Raw genomic sequence first — 15,869 nt, forward strand, 5'->3', positions numbered from 1 at the left:
CGAAGGTTACTGGCCCCGCTTCTTGCGATGGCTCTCCAGGTCGAGCACGGCGTTCTCCGCCCCTTCGGGAAGCAGGCCGAGACGGCGGGCGACCTCCTGATAGGCCTCCACTTCGCCGCCGAGATCGCGGCGGAAGCGGTCCTTGTCGAGCTTCTCGTTGGTGGTCATGTCCCACAGGCGGCAGCCATCGGGGCTGATCTCGTCGGCGAGGATCACCCGCGCGAAATCATTCTCGTAGATGCGGCCGAACTCCAGCTTGAAGTCGATCAGGCGGATGTTGATGCCGGCGAACAGCCCGGTCAGGAAATCGTTCACGCGGATCGCCATGTCGGCGATGTCGTGCATCTCTTCCTGGCTGGCCCAGCCGAAGCAGGCGATATGCTCGTCCGTGACCATCGGGTCGCCGAGCGCATCGTCCTTGTAATAATATTCGATGATCGTGCGGGGGAGCTGGGTGCCCTCCTCGATGCCGAGGCGCTTGGCGAGCGAGCCCGCCACGACGTTGCGCACCACGACCTCGATCGGCACGATCTCGACCTGACGGATCAACTGCTCGCGCATGTTGAGGCGGCGGATGAAGTGCGTCGGCACGCCGATATTGCCGAGCATCGTGAAGACATGCTCGGAAATGCGGTTGTTGAGGACGCCCTTGCCGCTGATCGTGCCCTTTTTCTGGGCGTTGAACGCGGTGGCGTCATCCTTGAAATACTGGATGAGAGTGCCAGGCTCAGGCCCTTCATAGAGGATCTTGGCCTTGCCTTCGTAAATCTGGCGGCGGCGTGCCATGCGCGGTTCCTGTCGGCCTAAAAGACGGACGCCCCGGTGCGTTTGCGGACGCAGCCGGGGCGTTGACGCCCTCTAACGAAACCGGACCGGCTTTTCAATGACGCGCACGCGGCTGTCCGTCCCGATCCCACGGCCGGTCGTACTGGACGCGCGCCAGCACACGGAACGCGTCGCCGACCTGATGCGCCGCATCGCGCACCCATTTGCCGAGCGCCACATGATGGCTGGCCCACATCTGCGCCAATTCCTGATCGATCATCGTCGCCTCCATCCCCAGAGCGGGTTCCCTGTCCGTGCTGGAAAATGGCAAGTTTGGCCGGCGCGCGCCAACGAAAGGCTGGACGCAATCGACAAGCTGGCCTTATCATCCCGGTCATGCGTCGCATTCCACCCCTGGCCGCCGTCCGCGTGTTCGAGGCGGCCGCGCGCCACGAGAATTTCACCAGCGCCGCGGCCGAACTCGGGATGACGCAGGCGGCGGTCAGTTATCAGATCCGCCTGCTGGAGGAGCGTCTCGGCGTGCCGTTGTTCCGGCGCGATAAAAGGCGCGTGATGCTGACCGACGCCGGCCGCCGCGCCGCCGCGCCGATCGGGCGCGCCTTCGATGCGATCGATGCCGCTTTCGCGCAGCTCCGTACCGAGGATGAGGGGATGCTCACCATCTCCACCTCGCTCACCTTCGCGAACACCTGGCTGGCATGGCGGCTGGGCGGCTTCCAGATGGCGCATCCCGAGATGGCGGTCAGGCTGTCGGTGGACGACGCGCTCACCGATTTCGTCACCGACGAAGTGGATGTCGCCGTGCGGGCCGGGCGTGGGGCGTGGCCGGGGCTGGCGGCGGACCTGCTGATCCCGGTCGATTTCACGCCGATGTGCAGCCCCGCCTTTCTGGAGCGGCACGGCGGCGACAGGCTCCGCCCCGCCGATCTGCCGCGTCTGCCGATGATCTCGCAGCATGATCCGTGGTGGTCGCACTGGCTGCGCGAGGCGGGGGTCGAGGTGGCGGAGGGCGACATGCGCCCCGGCGTGCGCATGGATTCGCAGGCGAACGAGGGCAATGCCGCGATGGCGGGGCAGGGGATGGCGATGCTCACGCCCTTCTTCTGGCGCAACGATCTGGCCGACGGGCGGCTGGTGCGTCCCTTCGCGCAGACCTCGACACGAGGCTATGCCTATTGGCTGGTGGTGCCCGAACACCGGCGCTCGGTGCCCAAGATCAAGCGCTTCCGGGAATGGCTGCTGGCCGAGGTGGCGCGCGATCTCGCGGCCGGCCAGTCCTAATCCTGAAGGCGGAGCGCGACCTCGCTCATGAAGCGTGCGTCGCCGCCGGCCGCGAGCCATGGGGCCTCCGCCGCGACGGCACCGAGCATGTCGGCGAGCGGGTCCATCTCCGCCTTGGCGTAGTTGCCCAGCACATAGCCGGTCACGCGGTCCTTGTGGCCCGGATGGCCGATGCCGAGGCGGACGCGGCGATAATCCTGCCCCATATGCTGATCGATCGAGCGCAGGCCGTTATGGCCGGCAGCACCACCACCGGTCTTCACCTTCACGCGAAAGGGGGCGATGTCGAGTTCGTCGTGGAAGGCCGTGATCGCGCCCACGTCGAGCTTGTAGAAGCGCGCCGCTTCGCCGACCGACAGGCCGCTCTCGTTCATGAAGGTGGCGGGTTTCAGGAGCAGGATGCGCTGCGAGCCGATGCGGCCCAGCGACGACCATCCGCGAAACTGCTTCTTCCACGGTTCGAAACCATGGGTCTCGGCGATGGCGTCCACCGCCATGAAGCCGACATTGTGCCGGTGCAGCGCATATTGCGCGCCCGGATTGCCGAGACCGACCCAGAGCTGCATGGTCACGATCTCCGCTGACGATCCCTTTCCGTCATCCCGGACTTGATCCGGGATCCAGAGCCCCAGGCACTGCGCTTGCAGCCCTGGACCCCGGCTTTCGCCGGGGTGACGGAGGGATGGTGTCCTGGCTTACGCCTCGGCGGTGCCTTCGGCTTCGTCAGCCGAAGCGCCTTCGGCCGACTTCAGCGCCGACGGAGCGGTGATCGTCGCGACGGTGAAATCACGGTCTTCGATCGCGAGCTTCGCGCCGGTCGGCAGGGCGACGGACGAGATGTGGACCGACTCGCCGACGTCGAAGCCCTTCATGCTGACGACGATCTGGTCGGGGATCAGCGCCGCATCGACGATCAGCTCGATCTCGTGACGGACGATCGAGAGCACGCCACCGCGCTTCAGGCCCGGCGACAGCTCTTCGTCGACGAAGTGCAGCGGCACGTTGACATGGACGGTCGAGTGCTCGCCGATGCGGAAGAAGTCGACATGGAGCGGGCGATCGGTGACCGGGTGAAGCTGCACATCCTTGGGCAGCGTGCGGATGGCCGCACCGGTGCCCTCGATCATCACGACCGAGTTCATGAAGTGGCCGGTGTTCAGCGCCTTCATGAGCTCGCGCTCGTTGACGTGGATCGAGACCGGTTCCTTGTTGTCGCCGTAGATCACGGCGGGGACGCGGCCTTCACGGCGCAGATGACGGGAGGCTCCCTTGCCAGCCCGATCGCGCGTTTCGGCAGCCAGCGTTAGCTGATCGCTCATCGCTCAATTCTCCAATTGGTTTGTACCATTGCCGACCAGGCCTCCAGGGATGACCCTGACCGGCAAGCGGGCGCGCATAGGGGAAAAGGATCGATAAGTCCACTAATCGATAAATCGGCAAATCGATTCATCGTCATCCTGACGGAGGTCAGGATCCAGACGCGCTCCGCTTGTGGTGTGATGCGGGGCTGCTTGGATATACAAGCGGGGTGCAGTGGGCGGAGTGTCGAATGGATCCCGGCCTCCGCCGGGATGACGGGTTTGCCGCGCCTACTCCACCCGCTCCGCCTTGTAGCCGAGCTTGGCCAGCATCGCCTGCACCGAATCCGGCCCGACCAGATGCCCCGCGCCGACCGCCACGAACTGCGTCCCCGGCTGGCCGAGCCGGCTGACGATGGCGTCGGCCCAATGCTGGTCCCGCCGCGCGATCAGCACGGTGCGCAGCACGTCGGACTTCTTCATGTCCTTGTCGAAGCTCGCCGAGATGCCCTTCTCGTCGCCATGCGACCAGGCGCCGAGCATCTTGCCGAAATCGGCTGCGTCATTGCCCTTCTGATCGACCACGCTTTCGAGGAAGTCGCGCTGCTGCGGCTCGGTCAGCGTATCGAAGAAGCCGAGCTGCTGCTCCAGCGTCTCCAGCCCCTCGACAGGCTTGCCGGTGGCGCGGAACTCGGCCTTGAGCCGCTCCTCCACGCCATCCGCGCTGCTGACGCCGAGCGACTGCACGGTGGTGCCGAACAGCAGCATTCCGGCGGCCCATGTCTTCATCGCGTTGAGCGTCGCGGCGGGGACGGCGCTTTTCGCGATCATCCCGGCCAGCGCCGGGCGATATTTGGGGGCGATCCGATCGGCGAGCGGCGGCAGCGGCGAGGCCGGCATCCCGATCCGCATCAGCGCGGCGGCGGACTTGCCCGCGTCCTGATCGATCACCGCTTCCAGCACCAGCCGGTCCGACTGGGCGAAAGCGGCGCGGAGCTGCGGCGTCTCCCACTCGAAATGCGGGGGCAGGGCGTGGATCGTGCCGAACAGATAGATGGTCGACGGCCCCTTGCTGAGCTTCCACAGCGCGGGGTGGGGGGCGTGGCCCCTGGCGTGCTCGACGGGCCGGTGCGCCATCAGGGCAGGCGGCAGCGCGGGCTGGAGCAGCGCGAGGAGGATGGCGGTGCGGACAGCCGCGCGATTCAGCTTCATGCCGCCGTCCTACACGCGGTGCGCCGACACGCAAGCGGGGTGCTGCGAACCGCGTTTGCTTGACCGGGCGGGAGGGCTGCGCCAAGGCGGGGACCATCCAGAACCACGCCCGCCATAAGGGAAGCATGTCACACCATCCTGAGCCGCTGAGCTTCCAGAGGCTGATCCTGACGCTCCATGATTATTGGAGCGATCAGGGCTGCCTGATCCTCCAGCCCTATGACATGGAGATGGGGGCCGGCACCTTCCACCCCGCCACCACGCTCCGCGCGCTCGGCCCGAAGCCGTGGAAGGCGGCCTACGTCCAGCCCTCGCGCCGCCCGACCGACGGCCGCTATGGCGAGAACCCGAACCGGCTCCAGCATTATTATCAGTATCAGGTGGTGCTGAAGCCCTCGCCGGCGAACCTTCAGGAGCTGTATCTGGGCTCGCTGAAGGCGATCGGCATCGACTTCACCAGGCATGACATCCGCTTCGTGGAGGATGACTGGGAGAGCCCGACTCTCGGCGCATGGGGTCTCGGCTGGGAAGTCTGGTGCGACGGCATGGAGGTGACGCAGTTCACCTATTTCCAGCAGGTCGGCGGCTTCGATTGCAAGCCCATCACCGGCGAGCTGACCTACGGCCTTGAGCGCCTCGCTATGTATATCCAGGGCGTGGACCGGGTGTACGATCTCAAGTTCAACGATGAGGGCGTCAGCTACGGCGACGTCTATCTCGAAAACGAGCGCCAGCAGAGCGCCTATAATTTCGAGATCGCCAACACCGAGGCGCTGTTCGACACCTTCCGCAAGGCCTCGGCTGAGTGCGAGCGCTGCCTCGACGCGAAGCTCCCGCTGCCGGCCTATGAGCAGGCGATCAAGGCCAGCCACACCTTCAACCTGTTGCAGGCGCGCGGCGTGATCTCGGTGGCGGAGCGTCAGGCCTATATCGGCCGCGTCCGCGATCTGGCGAAGGGCGCGTGCGCGTCGTGGATCGAGAAGAATACGCCCGAGTGGCAGGAGCAATTCCCGGGGTGGGTGGCATGACGGATTTCCTTCTCGAACTCCTCTGCGAGGAAATCCCCGCGCGGATGCAGGAGAAGGCGTCGGCCGATCTCGTGCGCCTGCTCGAAGCCGAGCTGGCCAAGGCCGGGCTCAAGGCGAAGGACATTGAGGGCTTCGTGACGCCGCGCCGCCTCGCGCTGATCGCGCGCGGCTTGCCCGAAGCGACCGAGGCTGTGTCCGAAGAGCTGAAGGGCCCGCGCGCGGACGCGCCGGAGCAGGCGCTCGCCGGCTTCCTCGGCAAGACCGGCCTCACCCGCGACCAGCTTGTCGAGCGTGAGGACGCCAAGGGCAACAAGGTGCTCTTCGCCGTCATCGACAAGCCGGGCCGTCCGACGCCGGACGTGCTGGCCGAGGCCGTGCCCGCGATCATCCGCGCCTTCCCGTGGCCGAAGTCGATGCGCTGGGGCAAGGCGTCGTCCTCGTCCGAGAGCCTGCGCTGGGTGCGCCCGTTGCAGGGCATCGTCGCGCTGTTCGGCGACGCCGTGGTGCCGACCGCCATCGACGGCATCGAGAGCGGCCGCGAGACGGTCGGCCACCGCTTCCACAGCACCGGCCCGATCGCGATCCCGACCGCCGACGCCTATGAGGCGACGCTGCACGCGGCGCATGTCATCGTCGATCATCGCGAGCGCCGCGTGATCGTGCGCGAGGAGGCCGAGGAGGCCGCCGCCATCGCCGGTTTCACGCTCGTCGAGGATGAGGGGCTGGTGCATGAGAATGCGGGGCTCACCGAATGGCCGGTGCCGCTGCTCGGCCGGTTCGACCCGGAGTTCCTCTCCGTCCCGCGCGAGGTGATCCAGCTCACCATGCGGACCAACCAGAAATATTTCGCTTGCGTCGACGGCGAGGGGAAGCTCGCGCCGGCCTTCGTCTGCACCGCCAACATCGTGGCGGCGGACGGCGGCAAGGCGATCGTCGAGGGCAATGCCAAGGTGCTGGCGGCGCGGCTTTCGGACGCACGCTTCTTCTGGGAGCAGGATAAGAAGATCGCGCTGGCGGAACAGGCGAAGAAGCTCGACCAGATCGTCTTCCACGAAAAGCTCGGCACCGTCGCCGACAAGGTGGAGCGTGTGGCCAAGCTGGCGCGCTGGCTGGTGGAAGAGGGGATTGTTTCTTCCCGTCATCCCGGCGAAAGCCGGGATCCAGAGCTTCACGCGTCGTCGTCTGCGGCTCTGGACCCCGGCGTGCGCCGGGGTGACGAAGAGGGCCGCAAGGCCCTCGCCGACATGGCCGAGCAGGCCGCGCGCCTCGCCAAGGCGGACCTCGTCACCGGCATGGTCGGCGAGTTCCCCGAGCTTCAAGGCGTGATGGGCGGCTATTACGCGCGGGCCGAGGGCCTGCCCGACGCCGTCGCCGACGCGATCCGCGATCACTACAAGCCGGTCGGGCAGGGCGATGACGTCCCCACCGCGCCGGTGACGGTGGCGGTGAGCTTGGCGGATAAGCTGGATACGTTGGTTGGTTTCTTTTTGATCGATCAGCGCCCCACGGGATCGCGCGATCCGTTTGCTTTGCGGCGTGCGTGTATTGGCGTAATTGAGTTGCTGACCAAGAACGGTCTCCGCGTCTGGTTGGTAAATGCCATCCAGAAGAGCGTTTCGGCATTCACGCGGCAAATTTGCCACCCCGACTTGGGTGAAGAGAAGCTCGCAGAACATAAAGCGGGCATAGACTTGGTTTTCTCTCAGTTGCCGGATTTCTTCACCGATCGTCTGAAGGTTCAGCAGCGTGACCTCGGGGTTCGCCACGATCTAATTGATGCGGTCGTGGATGCCGAGGACGATCTCGTCCGCCTGCTCGCGCGGGTGAAGGCGTTGCAGGCCTTCGTCGAGACCGACGACGGCGCCAACCTCCTCGCCGGTTATCGCCGCGCCGCCAACATCCTCAAGGCCGAGGCCAAGAAGGGCACGGAACCGAAGGCCTTCACCGGCTTTTCCTACGAGCCCGACGCCGCCGAAGCCGAACTCGCGCAGATGCTCGACACGCAACTCCCCGTTGCGGAAGAAGCAATTGCGCGCGAACAATTCGAAGAAGCGATGACTGCGTTGTCAGTTATTCGTCCTACAATTGATCGCTTCTTTGATGATGTGACGGTCAATTCCCAAGATGAGACGAAGCGCGAAACGCGTCTCGCCTTGCTTGATAAATTGCGTGCTGCAATGCAAAAGGTCGCCGACTTCTCCAAGATTGAGGGATAGACATCGTGGCCACCGTCCTCTCCACCGGTTCTGCAACGAATAAGGGAGAGGGCGGCACCGCCCGCTACGTCTATCGCTTCGGCGGCGGCGTGTCGGACGGCGGCGCGGGCGACAAGAATCTGCTCGGCGGCAAGGGCGCCAATCTGGCCGAGATGGCCTCGATCGGCCTGCCGGTGCCGCCGGGCTTCACCATCTCCACCGCCATGTGCGCCCGCTATTATGAGGAAGGCGAGGCCTTCCCCGACAGCCTGAAGGCCGAAGTGGCCGCGGGCATCGCGCATATCGAGGGCATCACGGGCAAGCGCTTCGGCGATGCGGGCGATCCGCTGCTGGTGTCGGTGCGGTCGGGCGCGCGGGTGTCGATGCCGGGCATGATGGACACGGTGCTGAACCTCGGCCTCAACGACCGGACGGTCGAGGGGCTGGCGACCGGCTCGGGCGACGAGCGCTTCGCGTGGGACAGCTATCGCCGTTTCATCCAGATGTATTCCGATGTCGTGCTGGAGCTGGATCACGGCGCCTTCGAGGAGGCGCTGGAGATCGCCAAGGAGGACAAGGGCTATAATCTCGACACCGAGATGGAGGCCGATGACTGGAAGGGCCTCGTCGCCCGCTACAAGGCGCTGGTCGAGGAACAGTGGGGCAAGCCCTTCCCGCAGGATGTGCAGGAGCAGCTCTGGGGCGCGGTCGGCGCGGTGTTCGGCTCGTGGCAGTCGGAGCGGGCCAAGGTCTATCGCCGCCTGAACGATATCCCCGGCGACTGGGGCACGGCGGTGAACGTGCAGGCGATGGTGTTCGGCAATATGGGCGACACGTCGGCGACGGGCGTGGCCTTCACGCGCGATCCGTCGAAGGGTGACCGGGCTTATTATGGCGAGTTCCTCATCAACGCGCAGGGCGAGGATGTCGTCGCCGGCATCCGCACGCCGCAATATCTGACCAAGGCCGCCAAGGACGAGGCGGGCGCCAAGGCCCCCTCGATGGAAGAGGCGATGCCCGAGGTCTATGGCGAGCTCGCCCGCGTGTTCGACCTGCTGGAAACGCATTATCGCGATATGCAGGACATCGAGTTCACCGTGCAGGAGGGCAAGCTCTGGATGCTCCAGACGCGCTCGGGCAAGCGCACCGCCAAGGCGGCGCTCAAGATCGCGGTGGAGATGGCGAGCGAAGGGCTGATCGATCGCGACACGGCGATCCTGCGCGTCGATCCGCAGGCGCTGGACCAGCTTCTCCACCCGACGCTCGATCCGAACGCGCCGCGCGACGTGATCGCCAAGGGCCTGCCCGCCTCGCCGGGCGCCGCCTCGGGCATCGTCGTGTTCGACGCCGAGACGGCCGAGACGCGCGCTGAGCGGGGCGATGCCGTCATCCTCGTCCGCATCGAGACGTCGCCGGAGGACATCCACGGGATGCACGCGGCGCGCGGCATCCTGACGGCGCGCGGCGGCATGACCAGCCATGCCGCCGTGGTGGCGCGCGGCATGGGGCGCCCCTGCGTTTCGGGCGCGGGGACGCTGGCCATCGATGCGAAGGCGAAGCGCCTGCGCGCCTCGGGCCGCGAGTTCCGCGAGGGCGATGTCATCACCATCGACGGCTCGACTGGCGAGGTGATGGCGGGCGAAGTGGCGACCGTGCAGCCCGAGCTGGCCGGCGATTTCGGCACGCTGATGGAGTGGGCCGACAAGGTGCGCCGCCTCAAGGTGCGCACCAACGCCGAGACGCCGCTCGATTGCCAGACGGCGCGCGATTTCGGCGCGGAGGGCATCGGGCTCTGCCGCACCGAGCATATGTTCTTCGATGCGGGGCGCATCACGGCGGTGCGCCAGATGATCCTCGCGGACAAGGAGGCCGGCCGCCGCGCCGCGCTCGCCAGGCTGCTGCCCGAGCAGCGCGCCGACTTCGCCTCGATCTTCGAGATCATGGCGGGGCTGCCGGTGACGATCCGCCTGCTCGATCCGCCGCTCCACGAGTTCCTGCCGCATGAGGAGCATGAGTTCGAGGAGGTGGCCACCGCCTCGGGGCTGACCGTCGAGCAGCTTCGCCAGCGCGCGTCCGAGCTGCACGAGTTCAACCCGATGCTCGGCCATCGCGGTTGCCGTCTGGGCGTGACCTATCCCGAGATCTACGAGATGCAGGCCCGCGCCATCTTCGAGGCGGCGTGCGACGTCGCGGCGAAATCGGGCGAGGCGCCGATCCCCGAGGTGATGGTGCCGCTCGTCGCCACCCGTCGCGAGCTCGAACTGATGAAGAAGGTGATCGACGATACGGCCGAGGCCGTGTTCGCCGAGAAGGGGCGTCGTCTCGACTATCTGGTCGGCACGATGATCGAGCTGCCGCGCGCGGCGCTCAAGGCGGGCGAGATCGCCGAGGTGGGCGAGTTCTTCTCCTTCGGCACCAACGATCTGACGCAGACCACCCTCGGCGTCAGCCGCGACGATGCGGCGCGGTTCCTGTCGGTCTATGTCGAGAAGGGCATCTATGCGCGCGACCCGTTCGTCAGCCTCGACACCGAGGGTGTGGGCGAGCTGATCGAGATCGCCGCCGAGCGCGGCCGCAAGACGCGCCCCGGCATCAAGCTCGGCATCTGTGGCGAGCATGGCGGCGATCCGGCATCGATCGCCTTCTGCGAGAAGGTGGGGCTCGATTATGTCTCCGCTTCGCCCTATCGCGTGCCGATCGCGCGGCTTGCGGCTGCGCAGGCGGCTCTGAGGACGAAATGAAGACGGTGATCGTGATGATGATGGGCGCGCTGCTGGTCGCGGCGGCCCCGGTCAAGCTGGCGCCGGCGGACGACAAGCCGGCCCAGCCGTTCGGCGCGGCGGCGCGCCACAAGAATGGGCCGGACCCGATGGCCAAGCCGCCAGAGGATGTCGGCTCGCAGGAAGACCCGGCCGCGCTGCAACCGGGCCAGTCCTACATCCGCCAGCCGAAGCCGCCCGTGGAGGCGGCTCCGGCCGGGCCGAAGTAAAGCTCAGCGGCGCGCGTCGAGGCTGAAGCGGCCGGCTCCGAAGGCGACGACCTGGAGCAGGCCGCCGGCCATCGCGACATTCTTCCAGAAGTTGATGAACTGGCCCTGGTCGGCGAGATCGTGGTGGAAGGCGAAGGCGGTGACGATCGCGAACGCCGCCAGGATGGCCGCGACGATCCGCGTGCGGAAGCCCAGCACGAGCGCGAGCCCGCCGCCCACCTCGATCAGCGCGGCGATCCCGAAGGCGACCTGCGGCAGCGGCAGCCCGGCGGACTGGATATAGCCGATCGTCGCGGCCGGGGCGGCGAGCTTCGAGAAGCCGCTCAGCAGGAAGATCGCGGCTAGTCCGATACGCCCGACGAGCGGCAAGGCGGCGGCGGACGAAGAGCGGGTCTCGGTCATGGCAATATCCCCTTTGGGCCGCCCGGCAGTGGGTGGCGGCGGCGGGATATGTATGCTGCCATTTCGGCTCCGACAGAATCGATATAATATCGAGCAGATCGATCGGAAAAGTCGAACGTCATGGATAGCGCGTACGGTGGGCCTCGATCTCGCCACGGCGCAGGAGAGCCGCCTGCTCCCGCCATTCTTCCCGTGCGATGGTGCCGGAGGGCAGGCCCAGGCGGGTTTCCAATATCTCGGCATCGGTGGCGGAAAGATCCTCGACCTGACGGTAATTGTGGATGCCGGCCTCGTTCAGCACCGTCTCGCGGTTGCGGCCGATGCCGTGGATGAGGGCGAGATCGTCGCGCGTGCCGGAAGCGGCCGCGCCGATCGCCGCCGCCGTGCCGGGGCCGATGGGCCGGCCGGCGAGTTGCCGTTCAAGCTCGGCGACATGCTCGTGGGCGGCCTGCTCACGCTTTTCGGCGGCGATGCGGGCTTCCTGCTCCTCCTCATAGGCGCGGCGCCACTTCGCCCCGCCCGAGCGCGACAGCAGGCCCAGAAGCCAGCCGAGCACCAGCACGAGGGCGACGATCGCCCACTGGTTTGCGGTAAAGCCCATCGGTCCTCTCCTCGTTGCGGAGGGAGAACCGATGGGCGGGGGGCGGCGTTCCCGCAGCCCCCGGTGCGTCAGCCCATCCTGCCCGAGGACATGGCGTCGGAGATCGAGCAGGCCGCCGGCCCGAGGATCACGACGAACAGCACCGGCAGGATGAAGAGGATCAGCGGCACGGTCATGATCGCGGGCAGGCGGGCGGCCTTCTCCTCGGCGCGCATCATGCGCTCGTTGCGGAACTCGGCCGACAGCACGCGCAGCGCCGAAGCCAGCGGGGTGCCGTATTTCTCCGTCTGGATCATGGTGGTGACGACGCCGCGCACATTGTCGAGCGCCACGCGGGTGGCGAGATTCTCGAAGGCCTGCCGGCGTTCGGTGAGGAAGCCCAGCTCGATCGCGGTGAGCATGAACTCGTCGCCCAGTTCGGGATAGGCCTTGCCCAGCTCGCGCGCGACGCGGCTGAAGGCGGCGTCGACGGTGAGGCCGGCCTCGGCGCAGATCACCAGCAGGTCGAGCGCGTCGGGCAGGCCCTTGCGGATCGCGGCGCTACGCTTGGTGATGGTGTTTTTGAGCCAGATGTCCGGCCCCTTGTAGCTCAGCACCAGCGCGCCGGCGACGACCATATAGTGGAAAAGCGGTCCCTTGGTCGGGAACCAGCCGAGCCCGTAGACGCCCACCAGCGCCGTGCCGCCGATCACGATCGGCAGCACCATGCGCGCGAAAATCACCGCGACGGCGGCATCCTTGGAGCGGATGCCCGCCTGAAGGAGCTTGATCTGCGCCTGCTTGAGCTGGCTGTCCTGAAGCACCTTCAGATTGCCCAGCGTCGAGCGCATCCAGTCGGTCGCCTCGGTGCGCGTGGTGAGCTTGGCGCGCCGCTTCGAGGTGGAGGCGGTGATGCCGAGCTTGAGCTGCTCGCGCCGCTCGTTCAGCGCCTTCACCCGCTTGGCCATCGGGTTGCGCACCGTGGTGGCGGCATAGAGCGCGACCAGCACGGCGAGCGTCGCCATGCCGGCCAGCATCGTGCCGATCAGCTTCAGATCGATGCCCATGATGCTCGGATGCGGCGCTGTGTACATGCTCGTCTCGTCCTCGCCGATCAGATCTCGAAATTGACCATCTTGGCCATGATGAAGGCGCCGATCGCCATCCAGACCAGGCCGACGCCGCCCGCGATCATCAGGCGGGTCTGCGTGAAGAAGCCCATCAGATAGCTCGGGTTCATGAAGTAGACGGCGCCGAACACGAAGAAGGGCAGGGAGCCCACGATATAGGCCGACGCCTTCGATTCCGATGACATCGCCTTGATTTTCAGCTTCATCTGCGCGCGCTTGCGCAGCACGTCCGCCAGATTGGCGAGCGTCTCGGCGAGGTTGCCGCCCGTCTCGCGCTGGATCGCCAGCGTGATGGTGAAGAACTGGAATTCGGGCGTGCCGAGCCGGTCCGCGGTTTCCTGCATCGCCGCTTCCATGGTGCGGCCGATCTTGATGCGGTCGCCGATCAGGCGGAACTCGACGCCGACCGGGCCGGGAATCTCGTTGCCCACCACGCCCAGCGTCTCGGTGATCGGCAGGCCCGATCGCAGGCCGCGCACGAGAAGCTCGATCGCATCGGGGAAGCGCGCGGTGAACTGGCTCACGCGGCGCGCGATCAGGACGCCGACCGCCTTGTGCGGCACGCCGAGGCCGATCGCGAGGCCGGCCAGCAGCGCGATCAGGAAGCCCGCACCCTTCACCACCAGCAGGAACATGACGAGCGCGGCGAGGCCTGCGCAGGCCGCGCCATATTGGCCGAGCGTCCAGCTCTTGCCCGTCATGGCGAGGCGCTGACGCAGCAGCTCGGGATTGGGCAGGAAGCGGCTGGCGTAGGAATCGAGCTTGGTGTCGCGCTGGGTGAGGGCGCGGCGCATCTGGGCCGTGACGGATGAGTCACCGCCCGAATGGCGGGTCTTGAGTTCGCTCATCCGGCGCGTCTTGGCCTTGCCCACCGACGGACCGGAAAAGGCCAGCGCCAGCAGACCCAGCGAAACCGCGGCGCTGAATGCGAGAAGAACTGCCGGAAACATCAGCCGATCGCCTTCCTGTCCTCAAGGCCCGGCGCGGCGCGGGAAACGCGGGACGCGCCGGCCGACCTCATTTCGCCTTCCGTCCGGGCAGCAGCGACTTCAGATCGCTGAGCTTGCCGATCAGCGACTTGCTCTCCCCCTCCTCGGCGGGCCTGGCGAGGCCGGTGTCGGCGGCGCGTGAGATGGAGCGGGCCAGCTCGCCGATCGGGGCCGCCGTCTTGTGCGACTTGGCGACCTCGGCGAGCGGCTTGCCGAGCTTGGCCGCCTGCGCGAACAGCTTGACGTCATAGGGCACGCACAGGCTGATCTTGCGCTCGATCGATTCCTCGAACTCCTTGCGCGTGATCTCGCCCACGGCGCCGGGCACGACGCGATTGGCGAGCACCATCACCTGCGCGGCGGGCACATTGGCCTTGAGCCAGGAGAGCATGCGGATCGTGTCGCGCGCGCCGGCCAGCGTCAGCTCCACCACCAGCACGATGGTCTGCACGTCATGCAGCAGATGCGGGTGCTGGATCAGCATGTGGCGCGGCAGATCGAGCACGGTCGCCTCGAACGCGGCCTTCAGCTCCTCCTGAAGCTGGTAGAAGGCCGAACCATCGGTGATGAGCGGCTGGTTGAGCGGCGCCTCGGCCGAGAGGATCGAGAGCTTGTCGGCGGCCTTCACCATCGCGCGCTCGATGAACAGGCCGTCGATGCGGCTGGGATTCTCGATCGCGTCGGTGAGGCCGCGGCCAGGCTCCACGTCGAAGGCGAGCGCGCCCGTGCCGAAATGCACGTCGAGATCGAGCAGCGCGGTCGAGCGGCCCTCGGTGCTGCCGAGCAGCCAGCCGAGCGAGGTCGCGATGGTCGACGCGCCGACGCCGCCCCGCACGCCGACCACCGCCGTCATCAGATGCGGGCGATCGACCACATGCTCCGTCGAGCGCGGGCCGGAGAGGGTGAACTGCGCATGGGCCAATGCCTCGCGCATCTGGTCGGGGTTGAACGGCTTCAGCAGATAATCCTGGATGCCGCTGGCGACGAGATCGCGATAGAGGCGGACATCGTTCACCTGGCCGGCGGCGATCACCACCGTGCCCGGCTCGCAGACTTCGGCGAGCGCGTTGATGTCGCTCAGCGGATCGCCGCATTCCGACATGTCGACGAACAGGATCATCGGGCTGGCCGCCACGGCCAGCGCCTGCACGGCCGCGCGCAGGCCGCCACGGACCACCTTCTCGGGCGCCCAGCCATTCTCGATGACGATGGGATGAAGCAGATCCACCGTCGCTTCGTCGCAGACGAAGGCGGCGAAGGGATCGCGCGTGCCGGCGGTCCGGTGCTGGAAGGGTGCGTTCATCAGTTGCTCCCCGTCTTCGTGCTTTCCTGCTTGAGCGGGCCGGCCCCGGTCGCAGCAGCATCGCGGAAGGTCTTGATCGCCTTGACGCTGAGCATCGCGTCGCCCGAGCGGTCGCCGGTGCGGCCCTCGATCAGATCCTGCGGATTGGCGATCATCTGGGCGAGGTTGTTGGCGCTCGCGCAGCCGAAGTTCGACATGGACGCACCGCTATATTCGGAGAAATTGCCGTGCGACCAATCCGGGCAGCCCTCGACATGGGCGACCGCGCGGCTCACCACGATGCGCACCGTGCCGGCATCGGGATGCCCGGCGGTGACGGGCGCGGGCTCGTGCGACACGAGCATCCCGTACCGCGCGACCACCGCCGCCACCGCATCGCGCGCGCCGCCGCCGCGCCAGCCCGACGGATCGTCGATCGCGACGGTGTCGCCATAGCCGAGGTTCAGGCCGTCGAACCAGCCGGTCAGCCGGTCGGCCTCACCGGGGGCGAGGCCGTTGGGCGAGGCCTGGACGTCGATCACATAATCCGTGCGGCTGACGACCGGCTGATGGACCGATTCCATCGAGCGGTTGACGGTCGCCGCGTGCGCCCCGGCAAGCGCCCCGGTGGCGAGGGCGAGGGCGAGAGCCGCGCGCCCGATGGCGAAATGGCGAAGCTGCTGGGCCATGACGAGCA

The 15,869-nt window shown here is 67.0% G+C and carries 16 protein-coding genes; 5 read left to right on the forward strand and 11 right to left on the reverse strand.

From position 1 onward, the window contains the following. Positions 1-6: 6 nt before the first annotated feature. Positions 7-786 (reverse strand): phosphoribosylaminoimidazolesuccinocarboxamide synthase, encoded by a 780-nt coding sequence (purC, locus tag FHS98_RS00270; protein WP_167098119.1) that lies wholly within the window; start codon positions 784-786, stop codon positions 7-9. Between the two features lie 94 nt (positions 787-880). Beyond that, positions 881-1,045 (reverse strand): hypothetical protein, encoded by a 165-nt coding sequence (locus FHS98_RS00275; RefSeq protein ID WP_157602554.1) that lies wholly within the window; start codon positions 1,043-1,045, stop codon positions 881-883. A 116-nt stretch (positions 1,046-1,161) separates the two neighbouring features. Between FHS98_RS00275 and gcvA the strand changes: the two genes are divergently transcribed. Beyond that, on the forward strand, positions 1,162-2,067 hold the full coding sequence (gcvA, locus tag FHS98_RS00280) for a transcriptional regulator GcvA (RefSeq protein WP_167098122.1): 906 nt from the start codon (positions 1,162-1,164) through the stop codon (positions 2,065-2,067). On the opposite strand, the gene pth is transcribed toward gcvA, so the two are convergent. The 3 genes from pth to FHS98_RS00295 form a co-directional block, all read right to left on the reverse strand. Continuing rightward, entirely contained in the window at positions 2,064-2,633 is a 570-nt protein-coding gene (gene pth, locus FHS98_RS00285) for an aminoacyl-tRNA hydrolase (RefSeq protein WP_167098125.1), read from the reverse strand. The two genes, gcvA and pth, sit on opposite strands and share 4 nt — an antisense overlap. A 129-nt stretch (positions 2,634-2,762) precedes the next feature. Beyond that, positions 2,763-3,386: a 50S ribosomal protein L25/general stress protein Ctc gene (locus tag FHS98_RS00290; RefSeq protein WP_167098128.1), complete on the reverse strand. Its 624-nt coding sequence runs from the start codon at positions 3,384-3,386 to the stop codon at positions 2,763-2,765. A gap of 270 nt (positions 3,387-3,656) precedes the next feature. Then, complete coding sequence (locus FHS98_RS00295) at positions 3,657-4,577, reverse strand: TraB/GumN family protein (protein WP_167098131.1); 921 nt, start codon at positions 4,575-4,577, stop codon at positions 3,657-3,659. Positions 4,578-4,702: 125 nt separating this feature from the next. Here FHS98_RS00295 and FHS98_RS00300 point away from each other — a divergent pair, with 125 nt between their 5' ends. From FHS98_RS00300 to FHS98_RS00315, 4 genes are read left to right on the forward strand one after another with little or no spacing between them, the layout of a single operon-like run. Then, positions 4,703-5,605, forward strand: coding sequence for a glycine--tRNA ligase subunit alpha (locus FHS98_RS00300; RefSeq protein ID WP_167098134.1), 903 nt, complete (start codon positions 4,703-4,705; stop codon positions 5,603-5,605). Further along, a complete protein-coding gene (gene glyS, locus FHS98_RS00305) occupies positions 5,602-7,821 on the forward strand; it encodes a glycine--tRNA ligase subunit beta (protein WP_167098137.1) in 2,220 nt (739 codons plus the stop codon). Before FHS98_RS00300 ends, glyS begins: the two co-directional genes overlap by 4 nt. A 5-nt stretch (positions 7,822-7,826) precedes the next feature. After that, positions 7,827-10,541 (forward strand): pyruvate, phosphate dikinase, encoded by a 2,715-nt coding sequence (ppdK, locus tag FHS98_RS00310; RefSeq protein ID WP_167098140.1) that lies wholly within the window; start codon positions 7,827-7,829, stop codon positions 10,539-10,541. Then, positions 10,538-10,789 carry a hypothetical protein gene (locus tag FHS98_RS00315; protein WP_167098143.1) on the forward strand — a complete coding sequence of 84 codons (252 nt, stop codon included), beginning with the start codon at positions 10,538-10,540 and terminating at the stop codon, positions 10,787-10,789. Before ppdK ends, FHS98_RS00315 begins: the two co-directional genes overlap by 4 nt. A gap of 3 nt (positions 10,790-10,792) precedes the next feature. Here the strand turns inward: FHS98_RS00315 and FHS98_RS00320 are convergent, their stop codons facing one another. The 6 genes from FHS98_RS00320 to FHS98_RS00345 all read right to left on the reverse strand — a co-directional run bounded on the left by FHS98_RS00320 (position 10,793) and on the right by FHS98_RS00345 (position 15,861). Beyond that, positions 10,793-11,191 carry a DoxX family protein gene (locus tag FHS98_RS00320; RefSeq protein ID WP_167098147.1) on the reverse strand — a complete coding sequence of 133 codons (399 nt, stop codon included), beginning with the start codon at positions 11,189-11,191 and terminating at the stop codon, positions 10,793-10,795. A 118-nt stretch (positions 11,192-11,309) separates the two neighbouring features. Continuing rightward, positions 11,310-11,792, reverse strand: a complete 483-nt coding sequence (locus FHS98_RS00325; RefSeq protein ID WP_167098149.1) for a hypothetical protein — start codon at positions 11,790-11,792, stop codon at positions 11,310-11,312. Between the two features lie 68 nt (positions 11,793-11,860). Continuing rightward, on the reverse strand, positions 11,861-12,865 hold the full coding sequence (locus FHS98_RS00330) for a type II secretion system F family protein (RefSeq protein WP_167098151.1): 1,005 nt from the start codon (positions 12,863-12,865) through the stop codon (positions 11,861-11,863). A 20-nt stretch (positions 12,866-12,885) separates the two neighbouring features. Then, positions 12,886-13,851: a type II secretion system F family protein gene (locus tag FHS98_RS00335; protein ID WP_167098153.1), complete on the reverse strand. Its 966-nt coding sequence runs from the start codon at positions 13,849-13,851 to the stop codon at positions 12,886-12,888. A gap of 67 nt (positions 13,852-13,918) precedes the next feature. Continuing rightward, positions 13,919-15,193, reverse strand: coding sequence for a CpaE/TadZ family protein (locus FHS98_RS00340; RefSeq protein ID WP_167098155.1), 1,275 nt, complete (start codon positions 15,191-15,193; stop codon positions 13,919-13,921). Then, positions 15,193-15,861, reverse strand: a complete 669-nt coding sequence (locus FHS98_RS00345; RefSeq protein ID WP_167098157.1) for a CpaD family pilus assembly protein — start codon at positions 15,859-15,861, stop codon at positions 15,193-15,195. The genes FHS98_RS00340 and FHS98_RS00345 overlap by 1 nt, the downstream gene beginning before the upstream one ends. Positions 15,862-15,869 lie beyond the last annotated feature (8 nt).

The sequence above is a fragment of the Sphingomonas oligoaromativorans genome (assembly GCF_011762195.1).
Taxonomy (GTDB): domain Bacteria; phylum Pseudomonadota; class Alphaproteobacteria; order Sphingomonadales; family Sphingomonadaceae; genus Solisphingomonas; species Solisphingomonas oligoaromativorans.